15 protein-coding genes are annotated in these 16,913 nt (G+C 43.6%); 5 read left to right on the top strand and 10 right to left on the bottom strand.

Going from position 1 to position 16,913, the window contains the following annotated elements; all coding sequences use genetic code 11:
- Window positions 1-130: 130 nt before the first annotated feature.
- From QUA36_RS27080 to purS, 3 genes are all read right to left on the bottom strand, one after another.
- Window positions 131-934: a DUF4058 family protein gene (locus QUA36_RS27080; protein ID WP_333459699.1), complete on the bottom strand. Its 804-nt coding sequence runs from the start codon at window positions 932-934 to the stop codon at window positions 131-133.
- A 323-nt stretch (window positions 935-1,257) separates the two neighbouring features.
- On the bottom strand, window positions 1,258-1,959 hold the full coding sequence (gene purQ, locus QUA36_RS27075) for a phosphoribosylformylglycinamidine synthase subunit PurQ (protein ID WP_333459698.1): 702 nt from the start codon (window positions 1,957-1,959) through the stop codon (window positions 1,258-1,260).
- 314 nt (window positions 1,960-2,273) lie between these two features.
- A complete protein-coding gene (purS, locus tag QUA36_RS27070; protein ID WP_333042010.1) occupies window positions 2,274-2,558 on the bottom strand; it encodes a phosphoribosylformylglycinamidine synthase subunit PurS in 285 nt (94 codons plus the stop codon).
- Between the two features lie 143 nt (window positions 2,559-2,701).
- On the opposite strand from purS, the gene QUA36_RS27065 reads away from it, so the two are divergent.
- Window positions 2,702-3,094, top strand: coding sequence for a Fur family transcriptional regulator (locus tag QUA36_RS27065; protein ID WP_172184862.1), 393 nt, complete (start codon window positions 2,702-2,704; stop codon window positions 3,092-3,094).
- A gap of 153 nt (window positions 3,095-3,247) precedes the next feature.
- On the opposite strand, the gene QUA36_RS27060 is transcribed toward QUA36_RS27065, so the two are convergent.
- From QUA36_RS27060 to QUA36_RS27050, 3 genes are all read right to left on the bottom strand, one after another.
- Window positions 3,248-5,458, bottom strand: coding sequence for a peptidase domain-containing ABC transporter (locus QUA36_RS27060; protein WP_333459697.1), 2,211 nt, complete (start codon window positions 5,456-5,458; stop codon window positions 3,248-3,250).
- 135 nt (window positions 5,459-5,593) lie between these two features.
- Window positions 5,594-5,776 carry a hypothetical protein gene (locus QUA36_RS27055; protein ID WP_333166282.1) on the bottom strand — a complete coding sequence of 61 codons (183 nt, stop codon included), beginning with the start codon at window positions 5,774-5,776 and terminating at the stop codon, window positions 5,594-5,596.
- 172 nt (window positions 5,777-5,948) lie between these two features.
- Window positions 5,949-6,161 (bottom strand): secretion protein HlyD, encoded by a 213-nt coding sequence (locus QUA36_RS27050; RefSeq protein ID WP_333453260.1) that lies wholly within the window; start codon window positions 6,159-6,161, stop codon window positions 5,949-5,951.
- A 339-nt stretch (window positions 6,162-6,500) separates the two neighbouring features.
- Between QUA36_RS27050 and QUA36_RS27045 the strand changes: the two genes are divergently transcribed.
- From QUA36_RS27045 to QUA36_RS27030, 4 genes are all read left to right on the top strand, one after another.
- On the top strand, window positions 6,501-7,616 hold the full coding sequence (locus QUA36_RS27045) for an HlyD family efflux transporter periplasmic adaptor subunit (protein WP_333459696.1): 1,116 nt from the start codon (window positions 6,501-6,503) through the stop codon (window positions 7,614-7,616).
- A 183-nt stretch (window positions 7,617-7,799) separates the two neighbouring features.
- On the top strand, window positions 7,800-8,810 hold the full coding sequence (gene trpS / locus QUA36_RS27040; protein WP_333453256.1) for a tryptophan--tRNA ligase: 1,011 nt from the start codon (window positions 7,800-7,802) through the stop codon (window positions 8,808-8,810).
- Between the two features lie 124 nt (window positions 8,811-8,934).
- Window positions 8,935-9,825, top strand: a complete 891-nt coding sequence (locus QUA36_RS27035; protein ID WP_333453254.1) for a methylenetetrahydrofolate reductase — start codon at window positions 8,935-8,937, stop codon at window positions 9,823-9,825.
- A 257-nt stretch (window positions 9,826-10,082) separates the two neighbouring features.
- A complete protein-coding gene (locus tag QUA36_RS27030; RefSeq protein WP_333459695.1) occupies window positions 10,083-11,735 on the top strand; it encodes a mucoidy inhibitor MuiA family protein in 1,653 nt (550 codons plus the stop codon).
- Between the two features lie 416 nt (window positions 11,736-12,151).
- Here QUA36_RS27030 and QUA36_RS27025 read toward each other — a convergent pair whose 3' ends face one another.
- The 4 genes from QUA36_RS27025 to QUA36_RS27010 all read right to left on the bottom strand — a co-directional run bounded on the left by QUA36_RS27025 (window position 12,152) and on the right by QUA36_RS27010 (window position 16,741).
- Window positions 12,152-13,522 (bottom strand): diguanylate cyclase domain-containing protein, encoded by a 1,371-nt coding sequence (locus tag QUA36_RS27025; RefSeq protein ID WP_333459694.1) that lies wholly within the window; start codon window positions 13,520-13,522, stop codon window positions 12,152-12,154.
- Window positions 13,512-15,971 (bottom strand): MASE1 domain-containing protein, encoded by a 2,460-nt coding sequence (locus tag QUA36_RS27020; RefSeq protein ID WP_333459693.1) that lies wholly within the window; start codon window positions 15,969-15,971, stop codon window positions 13,512-13,514. The genes QUA36_RS27025 and QUA36_RS27020 overlap by 11 nt, the downstream gene beginning before the upstream one ends.
- A 66-nt stretch (window positions 15,972-16,037) precedes the next feature.
- A complete protein-coding gene (locus QUA36_RS27015; protein WP_333459692.1) occupies window positions 16,038-16,163 on the bottom strand; it encodes a hypothetical protein in 126 nt (41 codons plus the stop codon).
- 140 nt (window positions 16,164-16,303) lie between these two features.
- Entirely contained in the window at window positions 16,304-16,741 is a 438-nt protein-coding gene (locus tag QUA36_RS27010) for a hypothetical protein (RefSeq protein ID WP_333459691.1), read from the bottom strand.
- Window positions 16,742-16,913: the final 172 nt, after the last annotated feature.

Genomic DNA, 16,913 nt, shown 5'->3' with positions numbered 1-16,913 from the left:
TATTCCTCTTTTAAATAGTTGGTAGTAATTATATCTTGCCGGCTGCCGTTTAGTCCGTCGCTGCGAAATTTTCAAGTGGATTTAGAGATTGTCGATCGCGACTAACCCTACGATATAAAGTAAAATATAATTAATTATCTCGAAGTTCTTTTTCTTGCAAAATTTGGGTAGCCCAAACCCGCTCTTCTTCCGATAGAGACGGTACGGGTTCTCGATTATAGTCGATCCGATAATCATAGCCAGCGCGATCGTAAACACCTGCAAATAATTCTGGTAAGTTAACAATAGGTTCTACATCTTCCTCACGCAAGGGAAGCGGAAATATAGGTAGAGAATCGTGGAGATTAAAAGCATAAAGTTCGGCAAACGGACGGCGATTACTGGGACTGACCAAAACCCGATAATCGCTTTGAATAGAATTGTTAAGGATGGGCATAGATTCCCATTTTCGTAGTAAATCGATTTCGACTAAATTGGTTAAGCTACCTAAAATACTCTGGCGTTTTTTGAGATAAGTAATTCTTCCTTCTCCACTACGTTTGTTGACAGGAGAAAGAATTTCAATTGCGGTGACAACTTGTTTCGTTGCCATTTCTCGCACTTCCAAGTAAGTCTGTTTAATTTTTTCAGGAGCAGGCACTTTAACGGTAGTCGGAAGTGTTATACTTACAGTGGCAACTGAACCTGTAGGAATATTCGGGTTATTAGATTGACGCTTAATCGCGACATCGGGGATACCTACTAAAAGGGACTCGTCGTTACTTTCATTTAAATCGGTAATTTCAGAGATGCGTTTGTCAATTGCAACCTCATATTTAGGGCGAATTTGAGGCATGATGGTATCAGCGATCGCGATAATCAATCGATTGTGAGTTTCCTGCCAGAAATCGGGGTGTTCTAAGTAGGGGTCCATTCCCGGAAAGGGTGAAGGCATAGGACTGTTCTCCGATGTATTGACTTTCAAATCATTTTAGCATTTTTAATTTTGTAGGGTGCGTCGCTTTAAAGCGAGGCAGAGCCTCTGGATATAGGTTCCCAGGCTGGAGCCTGGGAACCAGTTAAAGCTTGTTAAGAACAGGCAGGATGCCTGTTCCACAGTAATTATTGGAGATGTCTATTTGTAGATGAATTTAATCTGTTGTGGAACAGGCATCTTGCCTGTTGATTTTGGGCGGGCAAGATGCCCACCCCACAACAAATTTAATCTACTGTGGAACAGGCATCTTGCCTGTTCATAAAATCACAGACAAATATCAACTACAAAACAGCAGCAACACTTGCCATCAACAACCCTTGAAACAATTTCACCCCATCTGTTTCGCCCAACATCGGATCGGAAGCCCGTTCAGGATGCGGCATCATTCCTAACACATTGCCTTGGCGATTGCAAATACCGGCAATATTATTTAACGAACCGTTGGGATTGCCAGCATCGCTAATTTTGCCAGCCTCTGTGCAGTAGCGAAACAGCACTTGCTCGTGCTCTTCTAGTTCTGCTAAAGTATCGGCATCGGCATAATAGTTGCCTTCACCGTGGGCGATCGGCAAATCGATGATTTCACCGGAAGTATAAGCCGCAGTCCAACGAGTATTACCGCGTTCGACTTTCAAAGAAGCGCGATCGCAAATAAAATTCAATCCCGCATTCCGCACCAGAGCACCGGGCAACAAACCAGATTCAGTCAACACCTGAAAACCGTTGCAGATGCCCAATACAAGTTTACCTTGTTTCGCGTGTTCCGCAGTCGCTTGCATCGCCGGAGAAAAACGGGCGATCGCGCCGCACCGCAAATAATCTCCATAACTGAAACCACCGGGAATTACAATGATATCAATATCCGAAATATCGGTATCTTCGTGCCAAATCATGCGAGTTGGTTGGTGGAGTAACCCTTGAGTCACCCATACCACATCGCGATCGCAATTTGAACCCGGAAAAACAATAACTCCAAATTTCATAAGCTGAAGGAAGAAGGAAGAGGGAAGAAGGAAGAAGGAAGAGGGAAGAGGGAAGAGGGAAGAGGTGTCAACATAAGACTAAAATCTTATGTTTTTCTCCCTTGTATCAAAGTCTCGATCCCCCTAAATCCCCCTTAAGAACGGGAGTAGGGGTTGACTTTGAGTGCTCCGAGTTTTCGTGTTTTTAACGAAGACTTTGAACGCTCTTGTCCTGGCCTTTTTAATAGAGACTTTGAACACTATTGTCCCCCCCTTATTAAGGGGGGTTAGGGGGGATCTCCGGGGCTAAAAACACACCCTAGGGGCGATCGCATTTATGCCGCCGCTGTCTCCACAGCAACAGGAATTTCAGTCAAATCAAAGCGATAATTTTCAATCACTGGATTGGCCAAAAGTTGGTCGCAAACGCGATCGAGTTGTTCGCGGGCCTCCGACTCACCAGCAGCAGTCAGCGTCAATTCAACGTACTTCCCGATTCGCACACGCTCAACATTGTCGTATCCCATGTGTTGCAAACCAGACTGTACGGCAGTGCCGGCGGGATCTAAAACAGAAGGGCGGAGGGTAACATAGATTTGGGCAAGATATTTCTGAGTCACGGGAATGTTGCGGTAGGTGATGTGAAAGTTAGCCCCATTGTATTCTACAACCGAGCTGCGCGCCGATCGCCATTTGGTTAGCCCAAGTAAGATAGCCTAGAAATAGGGACAGATGTGATTCCAGCAGATTCGAGAAAAAAATTATGAGAACCAACCACACCCGCAGTCAGGAGCGTATTTTAAACTTGCTCAAAGTCCTGAATCGATCGCTATCAGCGCAAGATATCTACTTAGAACTGCGTAACAGCGACCAAAGCATGGGCTTAGCAACCGTTTACCGCTCCCTCGACGGTTTAAAGCGAGAAGGGTTCGTTCACGTCAGAACGCTTGCTAGTGGCGAATCTCTCTACGGTGCCGCCCACCAAGACCAACACCACCTAACTTGTCTGGAATGTGGCGCGTCCATTACGATCGACGAATGTCCCGTCCACCACTTAGAAAGCCAACTACAACAATCTCATTCTTTCAAGATTTATTATCACACTTTGGAGTTTTTCGGATTGTGCGATCGATGTACTTTGGCTCAAGAATCTTAGAGAAGTTATTAGTCATGAGTGATATCAATTCCGGTTGTACGAGCGAAATGATTATTGAGTGTTGACTGTTGAGTGTAAAAGGATGTGTCGAACCGCGCAGGCTGGTTTTGTTTGTGTAGTGACAGATTTCAACCTGTCGTTTTATTAACTAGCTCAAGGATGCAAAAACTCTAAATGGTCTCCTGGAATCGATCGCAATTTTGCAGCCGAGCCTTGCAGTTTCAATCGGCCGCGTTCTAACATGATAATCCAATCGGCGCGATCGATCACTCGCGGCCTGTGACTGATAAAAATCGTCGTTTTCCCGTGCCGATACATCAACAATTGTTCTAAAACTTCCGCTTCGCTTGCGGGGTCAAGCCCTGCGGTAGATTCGTCTAAAATCAATACGGGTGGGTTGTTGAGAAGGGCGCGGGCGATCGCCAATCTTTGTCTTTGTCCGCCAGAAATATTCGCTCCAAACTCCCCTAAAACAGTTTGATATTTATCCGGCAATTGGCTAATAAATTCATCCGCGCCCGCAATTTTGCAAACTTTAACAATCTGTTCAAAGCTGATATCTGGACTACCCAAACGAAAATTTTCGAGAATCGAACGGCTCCAAAAATGCGCTTCTTGAGGAACCAATACTACCTGCTGTCTGAGACTGTCGAGAGACAAATCCTGCAAGTTGTAACCGCCAATTCTAATATTACCAGATTGCAGCGGATACAGACCAGCAATTACTTTAGCTAGCGTACTTTTTCCGCAGCCGGAATAGCCGATCAAAGCAATTGCTTGACCGCCGGGAAATGTGACAGAAAAATTTTCCAGCAAGTCAAGTCTACCGGGGTAGTGAAAATTAACACTCTTGCAAACAATACCGTCGCGGTCTTGAATAGTTACAAAAGGTTTATTCGTATCGTCTTTAGTTTCCGGTTCAGCATCGATAACTTCCGACAGCCGTTGAGTAGCTGTCTGCACGCGAGTCATCTCATCAGTAAATCCTACTAGCGAATTCACCCAAGTAGTAACGTTTTGATTCATGCTAATAAACGCTAGCAACTGACCGATACTCAATACCTTGTCAATCACCAAACCGCTACCAAGCCACAGCAGAGTAATGCTGCCAGCAGAGGCAACAAAACCCGAAAATATATTGTTGAGAATACCAATTTGTGTAGTGCGGAAAGTGAGCTTTGCTAAGCGACCGAAGCGAGTTTGAAATTCTTCCCAAAGTTGCTGACCGCTGCTAGTAGTTTTGACAGTCAGCGCGCCTTTAAAAGTTTCTACTAAAACGCCTTGAGTTTCTGCTTCAAGTACAAATAAACTGCGCGTTTTTTGCTGCAATACGGGCAGAAATACCACTGTAGAGGCAGTCATTAAGAGAGCTATAGCTGTAGCTGCTAAAGTCAGCTCTTTGCTATAAAATAACATAAAAATAAAAGAAACTACAGCTATAAAAAATTGACTAGGCAAGCTGATAGCGGCTTGAGAAACTAATTTATTTATTTCTTGGATATCTTGTAATCTACTGACGATTTCGCCACTGCGTCTGGTTTCGTAAAAGCTCAAAGGCAATCGCAGGAATTTGCGCGCAAATTCCATCACCAATCCCAATTCTAAGCGCTGGGAAAACTGAGCAATTAAGTTCGACTCTACCAATCCTAAACTGCTGCTAAAAAGGTTCATAACTATGACTGCGATCGCCACACTCGCCAGGAGTTGTCTGTCGCCCCGCACCAGGATGTCGTCGGTGAGCAGTTGAACGAGAAAAGGCGAAGCAATCGACAGCAAACCCAACACCACATTCAGCAAAAATGCTTCCATTAAAATCGGGCGATAAATCCCAATCCGGCGCATCCATTTTTGTAAGGAATTAGCGGGCGGTTGACCCTCTGCGGCCGCAAAAAACCGCTCAGCATCGGGTTCTACTAGCAAGCACAGCCAATCTGTCCAAGCTGCTGCTAATTCTGCTTTAGAAACATAGCGCATACCGACAGCCGGATCGCCGATCGCATATTTTTCGCCCTGCTTTCCGTACAAAACAACCCAGTGATAACCGCTCCAGTGAATAATTGCCGGTAAAGGCGCTTCCTCAATTTGGTCTAAAATAGCAGCCGCGGCTCGCACGGATCGAGCATTAAAGCCGATCGCCTCAGCACCTTGTTTCAAGCCCAGCAGAGTCGTCCCTTTTTGGCCGGTGCCCGCACATTCTCGTAAGCGGCTAATAGTAAAATTTTGTCCGTAAAATTTCGCGATCGAAGCCAAACAAGCCGCCCCGCAATCTTCTTCGCTCTGCTGGAGAACAACCTGATATTTCTTAAACCTGTTAACTTGTCCGAATAATGGCATTTTGCCGATCAAAGGGATGTTCTTTAACATTTTGCAAAATGAATAATGGTAGAGCATAAAGAAGATTACTCATCACCAACTACCCAATCAGCAAAAAGCACCCATAAAGTTATGGGTGCTTTCTCGATTCCACAGTTATATATCTGAATTGACTAGCACTAAACTTTAGTAGTAGGCGTAGCGGACTACTCTTCTGTATGAACCGTCGCAATTCCGGCGGTACACGACCCAACTGCGCCGCTGCCGCTGACAATTGTATCGATTGGCATAATAGTAACCGCCGTTGACGCTAGCTGATTCTTCAGGGGTGAGTTCAGCAAACAGTGAATTGTCCTTTGCTTCTTTCATGATTTGACTCCGTTTAAGTTAATAAAATTGAAGGGAAACTAGAAATCTTATCGAATTTCTAGAGCCTTGTGTAAATACTGAGTAATACTTCTTGTAGTGCTGTGCGACCTCCGGAAGATTACGGATAAATTTTGAAAATTTACTCGATCGCACAACTTGACTCAGCTATCTACTAAACCACTAGGGTTTTGTAAGGGAGAGCGCGCCTCGGATCGTACAGATAAAGCTGGCTCGGCTGCGGCAGGAAAAACAGCATATTGAGGTCATCGCTGCTGCTGTTAGCACCGCTGAAACCGCTACCGCTGGTAATGCTGCCACCGCTGACAGTAGCAGATTCTCGATCGGCTACTTCGGTGAAGAGTGAACCTTGTTGATTTTCTGACATAAATAACTCCTCTTAATACCTATGTACTTACTTACTACCTACGCATACAGGAAAAACCCGGTAACAGCGCCAAAACTCATGGCGGAAACGCCGTATTTTCATGACAGTGGCTCGCTGGCTTCACTCCTCTTGATATTTGGCGAAGTTTGTGAGTGAGGACGGCAAAGCTGTGCGGATTTTTACCTTTACCCTGTGAATTTTGATTTAGACTTCTAAACCTATTCTTGGTTTCCGGAAAGGTGAGAGTAAAGGTGACAAAAGAAATAAGCGATCGAGCTCTCCCTCTCCCCCAACTCAAAACTCAAAACTCCAAACTATTCCCCTCTCCCCCTTGCCGCCATGTCTCTCACTCCCGAAGCCACACCCGCTGAAACCTTTGATAACGACCAGTTTTTGCCCCCTGTCAGCCACTGGACGACTTTGGGGGGCATTTTGATGGTGGCGACCTTTGGCGGCGCGATCGCCCTCGCTAGCGTCACCAAATACAGCGCTACAGTCAAAGCAGACGCGATCGTCCGTCCCGCCGGAGAAGTGCGCGTCGTGCAAGCAGCAACCGAAGGAACCGTCGAAAGCATTGCTGTCAGCGAGAATCAGACAGTAAAAGAAGGAGATGCGATCGCAGTTATAGACGCTTCGCGTTTGGGCGCTCAAAAAAAACAGTTACAAGAAATAATTAATCAGTCTCAACCAGCAGCACAGCAAATCAACCAGCAACTGCGCGACTTAGAAAATCAAATTTTGGCCAGCGCCCAATTTAAAAGCATCCAAAGTGAAAGCTCCGCCCAACAGGAATTAATCGAATCCGCTTTAATAAAATTCGCCACATCGCTGCCGGATGTCGCCGAAAGACTCGGCCGAAGTCGGCGGGTTTTGCTCGTCAAGCGATCGTCCATTCAACAACAATTGATTCAAGCTAAAAAAGAACTAAATCAAATTGACTTAAAACTCGAAAATAGCGTGATCCGCGCCCCCGCTGATGGTACAATTCTCAGATTGGAAGTACGAAATACTGGTCAAACCGTACAAGCCGGCAGCGCGATCGCCCAAATCGTTCCCAGCGACGTACCCCTGGTAGTCAAAGCCAAGGTGACATCCCAAGACATCGCGCGCATCCAAATCGGCCAACCCGTACAGATCAGGATTTCGGCTTTGCCTTTCCCCGATTACGGCACATTAAAAGGAACTGTCAGCGAAATTGCCCCAGATGCGATCGCCCCTCAAAATCCCACCAATAATTTAGGTACAGCTTATTACGAAGTGGCAATTAAGCCCGAACAAACTTATTTAACAAAACTCAAATCCGCCAACGGCCAATTCTTCGGAAACTCCCAGGCTAATGTCCCCCGCCAGTATTCGATTCAATCGGGAATGGAAGGCAGAGCCGATATTATTACTGGCGAAGAAACTGTTCTGACATTTGTTTTGCGGAAAGCAAGGTTGCTCACAGATTGGTAATTAGTCAGTTGTCAGTTGTCAGTTGTCAGTTGTTAGTTGTTAGTTCTCCGTTGTCAGCAGTCAGCAGTCAACAGTCAACCGTCAACAGTCAACCGTCAACAGTCAACCGCCATAAAATTAGAGGCTCTGAAATTGAAATAACGTGTCAATATAGAAATGTGAGTTCAATTCTATTCTTTCCTCATGGGCAAAAAGCGCGTTCTTTCTGGAGTTCAGCCAACGGGCAATCTTCACCTCGGCAATTATCTCGGTGCCATTCGCAACTGGGTAGAAAATCAAAGTCAGTACGAAAATTACTTCTGCGTAGTCGATTTGCACGCAATTACCGCACCGCACAATCCAGCAACTCTCGCCTCCGACACTTACACGATCGCCGCACTGTATTTAGCTTGTGGCATCGACTTAGAATATTCTACTATTTTCGTGCAATCCCACGTCTCGGCGCACACAGAACTAGCATGGCTGCTCAACTGTATTACGCCGATTAACTGGCTCGAAGATATGATTCAGTTTAAAGAAAAAGCAGTTAAACAAGGTGAAAATGTCAACGCCGGTTTGCTAAATTATCCGGTGTTAATGGCAGCAGACATTTTGCTTTATGATGCCGACAAAGTGCCAGTGGGAGAAGACCAAAAACAGCATTTGGAACTCACCCGCGATATTGTGATCAGATTAAATCACCAATTCGGCACACCCGAAAAGCCAGTATTGAAACTTCCCGAACCGTTAATTCGGACTGACGGTGCGAGGGTGATGAGTTTGACAGATGGCACGCGCAAAATGTCGAAATCTGACCCTTCCGAACAAAGTCGAATTAATTTATTGGATTCGCCAGATGCGATCGCCAAAAAAATCAAGCGCTGCAAAACAGATGCCGTGCGGGGTTTGACGTTTGACGACCCCGATCGCCCCGAAGCTAGAAATTTGCTGACACTTTATCTCCTGCTTTCCGGCAAATCTAAGGAAGAAGTAGCAACAGAGTGTGAAAACATGGGTTGGGGAGATTTTAAACCCTTGCTGACAGAGACGACAATTAATGCCCTCAAACCAATTCAGGATAAATACAAGGAAATAATGGACGATCCGGGATATTTAGAGTCTGTACTACGTCGTGGAAGAGAACAAGCAGAAGCTATTGCTAATCAAACTCTAACTAAGGTTAAGACAGCTTTCGGTTATTCTTTACCTGTTTAGTTGTTAGTTGTTAGTGGTTATGGGTTACTGGTTAAGAATGACAACTGCCAACTGCCCACTAACAACTGCCAACTGTCAACTAACAACTGTCAAATAACAAATAACCAATAACAGACAAATAATCATGAACCGTTTTCGCACAGCCTGCACCACCCCCGGAGAATTTATAATTACCGCCGAAGTTGCCCCGCCAAAAGGTGGCGACATAACTCACACAATTCAAATGGCTGAACGCCTCAAAAACAGAGTACACGCCATTAATATCACCGACGGGAGTCGCGCAGTGCTGGGAATGTGTCCCCTAGCAGTTTCGGCGATTTTAGTGCAGCACGGAATTGAGCCAATTTGTCAAGTTGCTTGTCGCGATCGCAATCAAATTGGCCTGCAAGCGGATCTCATGGGAGCCCACGCTTTAGGCATTCGCAATGTATTAGCACTTACAGGCGATCCCGTCAAAGCGGGCGACCATCCTAAAGCAAAAAGTGTATTCGATTTGGAATCAGTTCGGCTGTTGCAAGTTATTCAAAAAATGAACGGCGGCAAAGACTGGAATGACAAACCTTTAACCGACGGAGTTACTGATTTATTTGTCGGTGCTGCCGTCGATCCGCAATGCCCCAGTTGGTCTGGTTTGCAAAGTCGATTTGAGAAAAAAGTAGAGGCGGGAGCCCAGTTTTTTCAGAGTCAATTAATTACAGATTTTGAAGTTTTGGATAAGTTTATGCACCACATTGCTGCGGGCTGCAACAAGCCAGTTTTAGCAGGAATATTTTTGTTTAAATCAGCTAAAAATGCTGAATTTATTAAAAAATACGTGCCGGGAGTTCACATCCCACAAGAGACGATCGATCGTTTAGCAAAAGCTCCCGAACCCTTGCAGGAAGGCATAAAAATTGCTGCCGAACAAGTCAAACTAGCGCGGCAGATTTGTCAAGGAGTTCACATGATGGCCGTCAAACGAGAAGATTTAATTCCTCAAATTTTGGATTTGGCAGGAATCGAGCCAGTGAGCTAAAATTAACCCACGGGGCGGGTTTTATCAACTATTAATGCCTAACATTAACGATCTCATAAACCTGCCCACCCCGCGCTAGCATTTTGAACATCAAACTGTAGGGGCAGGTTTGACCAACCATCAATGTATAAAACTAATGATCTCGTAAACCCGGCCTCCCTCGTTGTAGATAATCCAATAACTTCTGAGTTTGATTAATAAACTACTTTGCAAAATGCACGATCGACTAAACGGTTATTAAATAGGAGCAACTAACAATGACTGACTCAGAAATACTTAATTCTGATACCATTAAAATACTAAATACTAGCATATCCAAAGTTACAGTTTACACCGATCGCGCTTTGGTGACGCGCCGCGGTACGGTATCTCTGACGGGAAACGAACGAGAATTGGCGATCGCCTCTGTACCCGCAACCCTCGACACAGAGTCAGTCAGGGCCACGGGTGCGGGTACAGTTGCTGTGCGATTGCTGGGAGTGCGAACCGAAACAGTGTTTAGCAGCGAACCAGTGGGCGATCGCACTGCCGAATTAACCCAACAAATTCAGGAGTTACAAACCCAAAGACGGGGAATTAACGACAAAATAACCGCCCGAAAAATTCAGCTCAAATTTGTGGAAGGTTTGAGCGAAAAAAGCGTCGGTTTCTTTTCCAGCAGCATCGCCAAACAGCAGGTAGGTTTAAACGAAACAGGCGAATTGCTCAACTTTTTAGGAACTAATTACCTAAAATATGTAAGTGCGATCGCCCAACACGAAAGACAGCAGCGCGAATTAGACAAGCAAATAGAAGCTTTGCAGCAACAGTTGCGCCAAGTACACACTCCCCATTCTCAGCAAAGTTTTAACATCATTGTTGCCATAGAACCCAGCGGCAGTGGCAATTTTGAACTAGAAGTTTCCTATGTAGTCATGCGAGCCCGTTGGACTCCTCTTTACGACTTGCGAGTTAACACTACCAACAACCAAATTAATCTCAATTACCTAGCCGAAGTCAATCAAAATACAGGCGAAGATTGGACGGGAGTAGCGCTGACTTTATCTACAGCAAAACCGGGAATGGGAACTTTGCCACCAAAACTCAAACCCTGGTTTATCGATACTTTACACTCTACAGTCAAATTCCGAAATAGCGAGTCAATAGCGCGCTCTAGTCAAACCTTATCAGATTCTTATGGAGATGCAGGCGTATTTGAAGGGGAGATGCGCTTTGGCTCTGCAGGCACTACAATCGACACAGCATCCCAACCCACAGAAGCTGAAACAGCCACAGCCCAAGTATCCAGAGAAGGAGGCACCGTATCATTTCAAGTAGGCGGAAATACCAAGATTCCCAGCGACGGTACACCCCACAAAGTGACGATTTTTAGCGAAAATTATCCCTTTCAACCAGAATATATAGCCGTTCCGCGATTAGTCAGTTTTGCCTATTTGCAAGCAGTTGTTGTGAATCCGCTGACAGGCGCAACTCTTCTGCCCGGTAAAGCAAATATCTTTCGCGACAACACTTTTGTCGGCAGTATGCAGTTAGAAAATGTTTCCCCTGGCCAAGAATATAAACTGAATTTAGGAATAGATGAAGGGCTAAAAATAGAGCGGGAATTAGTGGAAAGACAAGTAGATAAAAAACTGATCGGTCAGCAGAGGCGCACGAGTTACGCTTATCGCTTAAATGTGACTAACCTGCGGCAGGTGCAGCTACACCTGACACTACAAGAGCAATTGCCAGTCAGCCGCAATGAACAGATTAAAGTGCGATCGACTCTCACTAATCCGAAGATAGTAGCAGGTGAAATGGGACTGCTGGAATGGATAATGTCTCTGCCGCCACAAGCAAAGCAAGAGTTATATTACCAGTTTGTTGTCGAACATCCTCCAGAGTTAACAGTCACGGGTTTAGATATTTAATTAGGATTTACGCTCTTAATCTGTAACGCTAGCTACAGCTTATACTAATTATGCAAAATATTGCTACATATCAATTAGAGACGATCATCTGTAGGGAAACGGTATTGCCTTGTCCGGCGAGGGGTAGTGCAAATCAAAGATAATTTGTATGAAATTGGTGTATCCGCTCAATAATCCGGGGTAAATTTCTCAACGATGCACCTCAAATGACGCAAAATCGTTTCTGAGTGGGTAGTCCGCCCCGAATTATTGAGCGGATACAAATTGGTAATTGTAGCAAGACTGTTTACAATTGGTATTACTTACCAAAAATTTGACGATCTGACTATCAACAAAAAACCAGGATGAATTACAACTGGCGAAAAGTCTTGTCTAACGGTATAATTCCCCCTTCCTCAAAAAAACGCCCCGATTTTTCAACAATTTGTACTCCAGCGATCGCGCCCCTGTTGTTTAGCATCGTACAAAGCTTTGTCTGCATAGGCTACCAGTGTATCTGGTTGAACTTCCAAGGTGGGTATGAGTGAGGCAATACCCAAACTGACTGTGACGATCTCCTTCACGTCAGACTGTGCATGGGGAATCGCGAGATTGTGAAGTTCTTGCTGAATGTTTTGTGCCACCTTAATCCCTCCTTCTAAATCCGTATTCGGGAGGAGTAACACAAATTCTTCTCCACCGTAACGCGCTGCTAAATCGGTGGGACGACGGACTACTTTTTGTAATGTTTGCCCTATTCTAATTAAGCAATCATCTCCAGCCAGATGACCGTAGTAGTCGTTATAGGATTTGAATTTATCAACGTCAAATAAAATTAGAGAAAGTGGCTGCTTTTCGGGCGCTAGGCGTTGCCATTCACTTTGAAGGCAATTGTTGAAACAGCGACGGTTAGCCACCTGAGTCAAACCATCTAGATTTGCCAGTTCTTTTAATTTTTGATTGGCATCTTGGAGAGCCAATTCTATTTGTTTGCGGGCGGTAATATCACGGATAGTAACGGAAAAACCATCTCCTAGCTTGACTGCTACGAAGTGAAACCAGCAAGATTTTCCTGATTCATAGTAAAAATCCTGTTGTAAAGATGCCCCCGTTTCGACAATATTAACGAAGCAATTAAATAGTTTTGGCTCAATATTAGTCAAAAACTTTTTTAGTACCAATTTGCCAATCATCTCTTCATGCCTACTGTTAAAAGCTCTAGAAATCTGGGGGTTGACGACTAAACACCGAAAATCCTCAATATCGCCTGTTTCGGTGTTACGAACAGCCTGCATTGCCGCAATACCATCAAGGGAACTATTCAAAACACTAGCCAGTAAAGCCCTCGATTGATAAAGTACCTCTTCTGCTTCCCGGCGCTTAATGTTTTCTTGTTCCAGAAGCTGTTGCTGGCGTTGAATGGTTAACTGATTTTCCAGACGCGCCACTACTTCTTCGATTTGAAATGGTTTGGTGATGTAGTCTATAGCCCCTGAATCAAAGGCGGTTACTTTGTCGAAGACATCATCTAAAGCACTAATGAAAATTACTGGAATGTGGCTAAAATCTGCATCCGCTTTGAGAGTTCTACAGACTTGATAACCATCCATTTCAGGCATCTTAACATCTAAAAGAATCACATCTGGTCGCTTTACCTTCACCGTTTTCAGTGCCATCCGCCCACTGGTAACGCTGCGAACAGTGTAGCCGAGTTTGAGGAGCGCCTCGCTTAGTAATTGTAGATTTTCTAGAAGATCGTCTACAATTAGAATATTACCTTTATTTTCGATTTGAGAATTAAGATTCATTGCCACTCCGGGGTTCTACTAAATCAATAATCTGCTCAAACTTAAATTGACTGGCAAGTTTTGTAAGGGATTTTATCAAACGAGTTTCTGTTTTGGGAATTTCTCCTACGACTTGTAACACGAGGTTAGTATTTGCCTCAAGTGCAGCTTCGTATAATTGAGTAATCCATTCTTGAGTCATACAGGTTAAATCTGCCGATGTCAAGGGGCTTGTTTCTGTATCATCCAAGACAGGAGATCTTGTTTCTGCATAGATATATTTGACTCCCAAATGCTTAGCTAGTGCGTCAAAAATGGTGTGTTCAACGAAGGGTTTGCGAACAAAGTCATCACATCCAGCCGAAAGCACCATCGCCTTTTCTTCTTCCAACACACTCGCCGTTAACGCGATTACAGCCGTAGCATTGCCTTTGGTGGTAGATTTGATGTATTTTGTCGCTTCGTAGCCATCCATAACTGGCATTCTCATATCCATCCAGATTAGGTGCGGTTCCCATTCATCCCAAATGGCGATCGCCTCTTGTCCGTTACTAGCTTCTTTCACCTCAAATCCCAAGGGACTCAACAACTTAATTAGTAATTGTCGATTAATAGATTTATCATCGACTGTGAGAATTTTGTAGCTAAGTTGACCGGGCACCAGTCCCAGAACTCTTGGATATTCTGCTGTACTCTTGCTGTTTGTTTTTTGACCCAATTTGGTCTGAATATACAATTGGAAACTTGTACCTTTTCCTAATTCGCTTTCTACAGAAATATCCCCACCCATCAATTGCACAAATTTCCGGCTAATTGCTAAACCTAAACCCGTTCCTTCCTGCATATCTTTTCCAGCTTGAGCTTGACTAAAGGCATCAAATAGTTTGGGCAGTTCTGCTGCTGCAATACCCACCCCAGTATCGCGAATACGGAAATGCAAATTAAAAACATCTGTGGTTTCTTGTTCTCCCAGAAAGACATTCAAAGTGATTTGACCATCGGAAGTAAATTTGATGGCATTGCTGAGTAAATTAATTAAAACCTGACGCAGTTTTACTTGATCGGTACAGATATAGCGCGGCACATTTTCTGTTCGCTGGAATACCAAATTCAATCCGGCATTATTAGCCCGCAGATGCAACATATCTTCTAAATCATTCAGCAAGATAGGTAGGTCAAAGTCTGTAAGATTAAGGGTGGTTTTACCTACTTCGATTTTTGATAGATCGAGTACATTATTAATTAGCGTTAATAAATAATCACCACTGCGATAGATAATTCCCGCATTCTCGTATTGTTCAGGGGGCATATTTGTGGCGCGTACCATCAATTGCGAAAAGCCGAGAATAGCATTGAGGGGCGATCGCAATTCATGGCTCATATTGGCAATAAATGTACTTTTGGCTTGATTGGCGGTTTCTGCTTTCACTGCCAACTCTCGGGAAATATTCTCACTTTCCTGCAAAGCCATAGTACGCTGAATCACTCTTGCTTCTAATTCCGCATTAGCTTGTTGTAATTTCAAAGCCGCTTGACGATTTTCCGAAACAATCGCAGATGTCACCATCGTCGTAAGGGAAAGTACCCCCACAAATAAAAGTAGTAACAAAAGGGAATTACGCTCCAATGCCGCCTTATAAAAAATACCAATTTTATAAGCCGTAGTGATAAAAGCCATACTACAAATGGCGGTGACTAAAATAGTAGTAACTTTCTGACTAAAACGAAAAACAGACCATAAGAGAGGGGGTAAAAGTAAATATTCTACAGGTTGACTCTCAAATAAGGAAAATTTAATGACTATTCCCAAAAGAATAGCAATAATCAGAAATTCTCCACTAAGCCAAGGCTGCGGGGCATAAAATTTCTGTTTTTTAAAACAAATTAACAAGAAAGGTGTAAAAAGTAAGATACCTATACTATCACCAATCCACCAACCCGTGAAAGTTTTTAGAAAGTCAGACTGGGGGACAAGTTTGTAATAAGTAAATGAACAAGCCCCGATCAAAGCGTTGGGTAAACTAACTCCCAAAAAACTAACGGCGATAAAAATTACTACATGATTGACTTCATTAAAAGGAAATTTTGTGCGAGTTGACCGTCGAATCACAAATACTGCCAATAAATTCCAAATCGTTACACTAATAGTATTGAGGAAAACAGTATTCCATAAACTTTGGGATATCGGCCAGGCCATGATTAAGGTCGCAATAAATTGACCCATAAAGATACCTAACCAACGAGAATAACCCCACTCCAATAAAGTGGCGAACATCCATCCTGTTCCGGGCCAAACTGGTGAAATATATGGTGGAATAATCGTAAGACTGGAAAATTCATGATTCGGGAGAAACCAACAAATCAAAGGATAAACAATGGAAATAATCAGAACTTGAAGCCACCAGTGGGGGTTTTTTATTTCTAAACCAAGACCACTTAAGAGGTTAAAAAAATGTTTTTTTGCGATCATTTTTCAGGTATCAACTTGCTTTACAAAAACTGTCAAATCTCAATTATGAACCATTAAAGGTTCAATTCAATCAAGAATTTGCTCCAATTGAAATTGACGTGCTAATTGAGTCAGGCTTTTGATTAAAAATAGTTCAGTTTCAGGAATTTCCTGACTTACTTTCATCACTTTTTGTGTGTTTGCTTCAAACACAGCTTTAGATAAGCTTATCATCCATTCATGGGGTCTTAAGTAAGTCGGCGCTGTAAAACGCAACTATGTAAACGATCGTCAAGTATCAAAATGCCAAGAAAGCAGCACTAGGAGACCCTGTTTACATAAAGTTACATAATTCAATTTAATCGCGCTGACCTACTTACTTTAAATGTTTCTGATGTTAATTCTGCTTTCGTTAGATTATCACCATTATGGGATTGCATTTCCTCATAAATATATTTTCCCGCTAAATGTTTAGTTAGTGTTGCAAAAATTATATGTTCTTTAAAGGGTTGACGCAGAAAATCATCACAACCTGCTGAAAGAGTAATCGCTCTTTCTTGTTTCACAACACTCGCCGTTAAAGCAATTATAGCTGTAGCATTGGCTTTGGTGGTATATTTGACTATTTTGTGGCTTCGCCGCCATCCATCACAGACATCCTGATGTCCATCCCATCTTTCGGCAGCTAAATAGATCCAGTTAAAACAACGTAAAATATAGTCGTGGATGCAGAAACCGGGTTTTCCATCGGCAGTCAGCGCGGCAGGATTTACGTCGGTTAAGTGTGGCAAACTTGCAGCAAAGGCCGATAAAATTGAGACTAAAAGAGTGATGAGTTTAGATATTTAATATCAATTTGGATCGGATATTGCTACACAATTAAATTGTATCCGCTCAATAAGTAGGGGTAGCAGAGAAAAAAAGTAAGCAGAGTAAAAAAAGTGTTATAAAATAGGACACATG

The sequence above is a fragment of the Microcoleus sp. Pol10D4 genome (assembly GCF_036701555.1).
Taxonomy (GTDB): Bacteria; Cyanobacteriota; Cyanobacteriia; order Cyanobacteriales; family Microcoleaceae; genus Microcoleus.
This window is presented reverse-complemented; position numbering and strand designations above follow the sequence as displayed.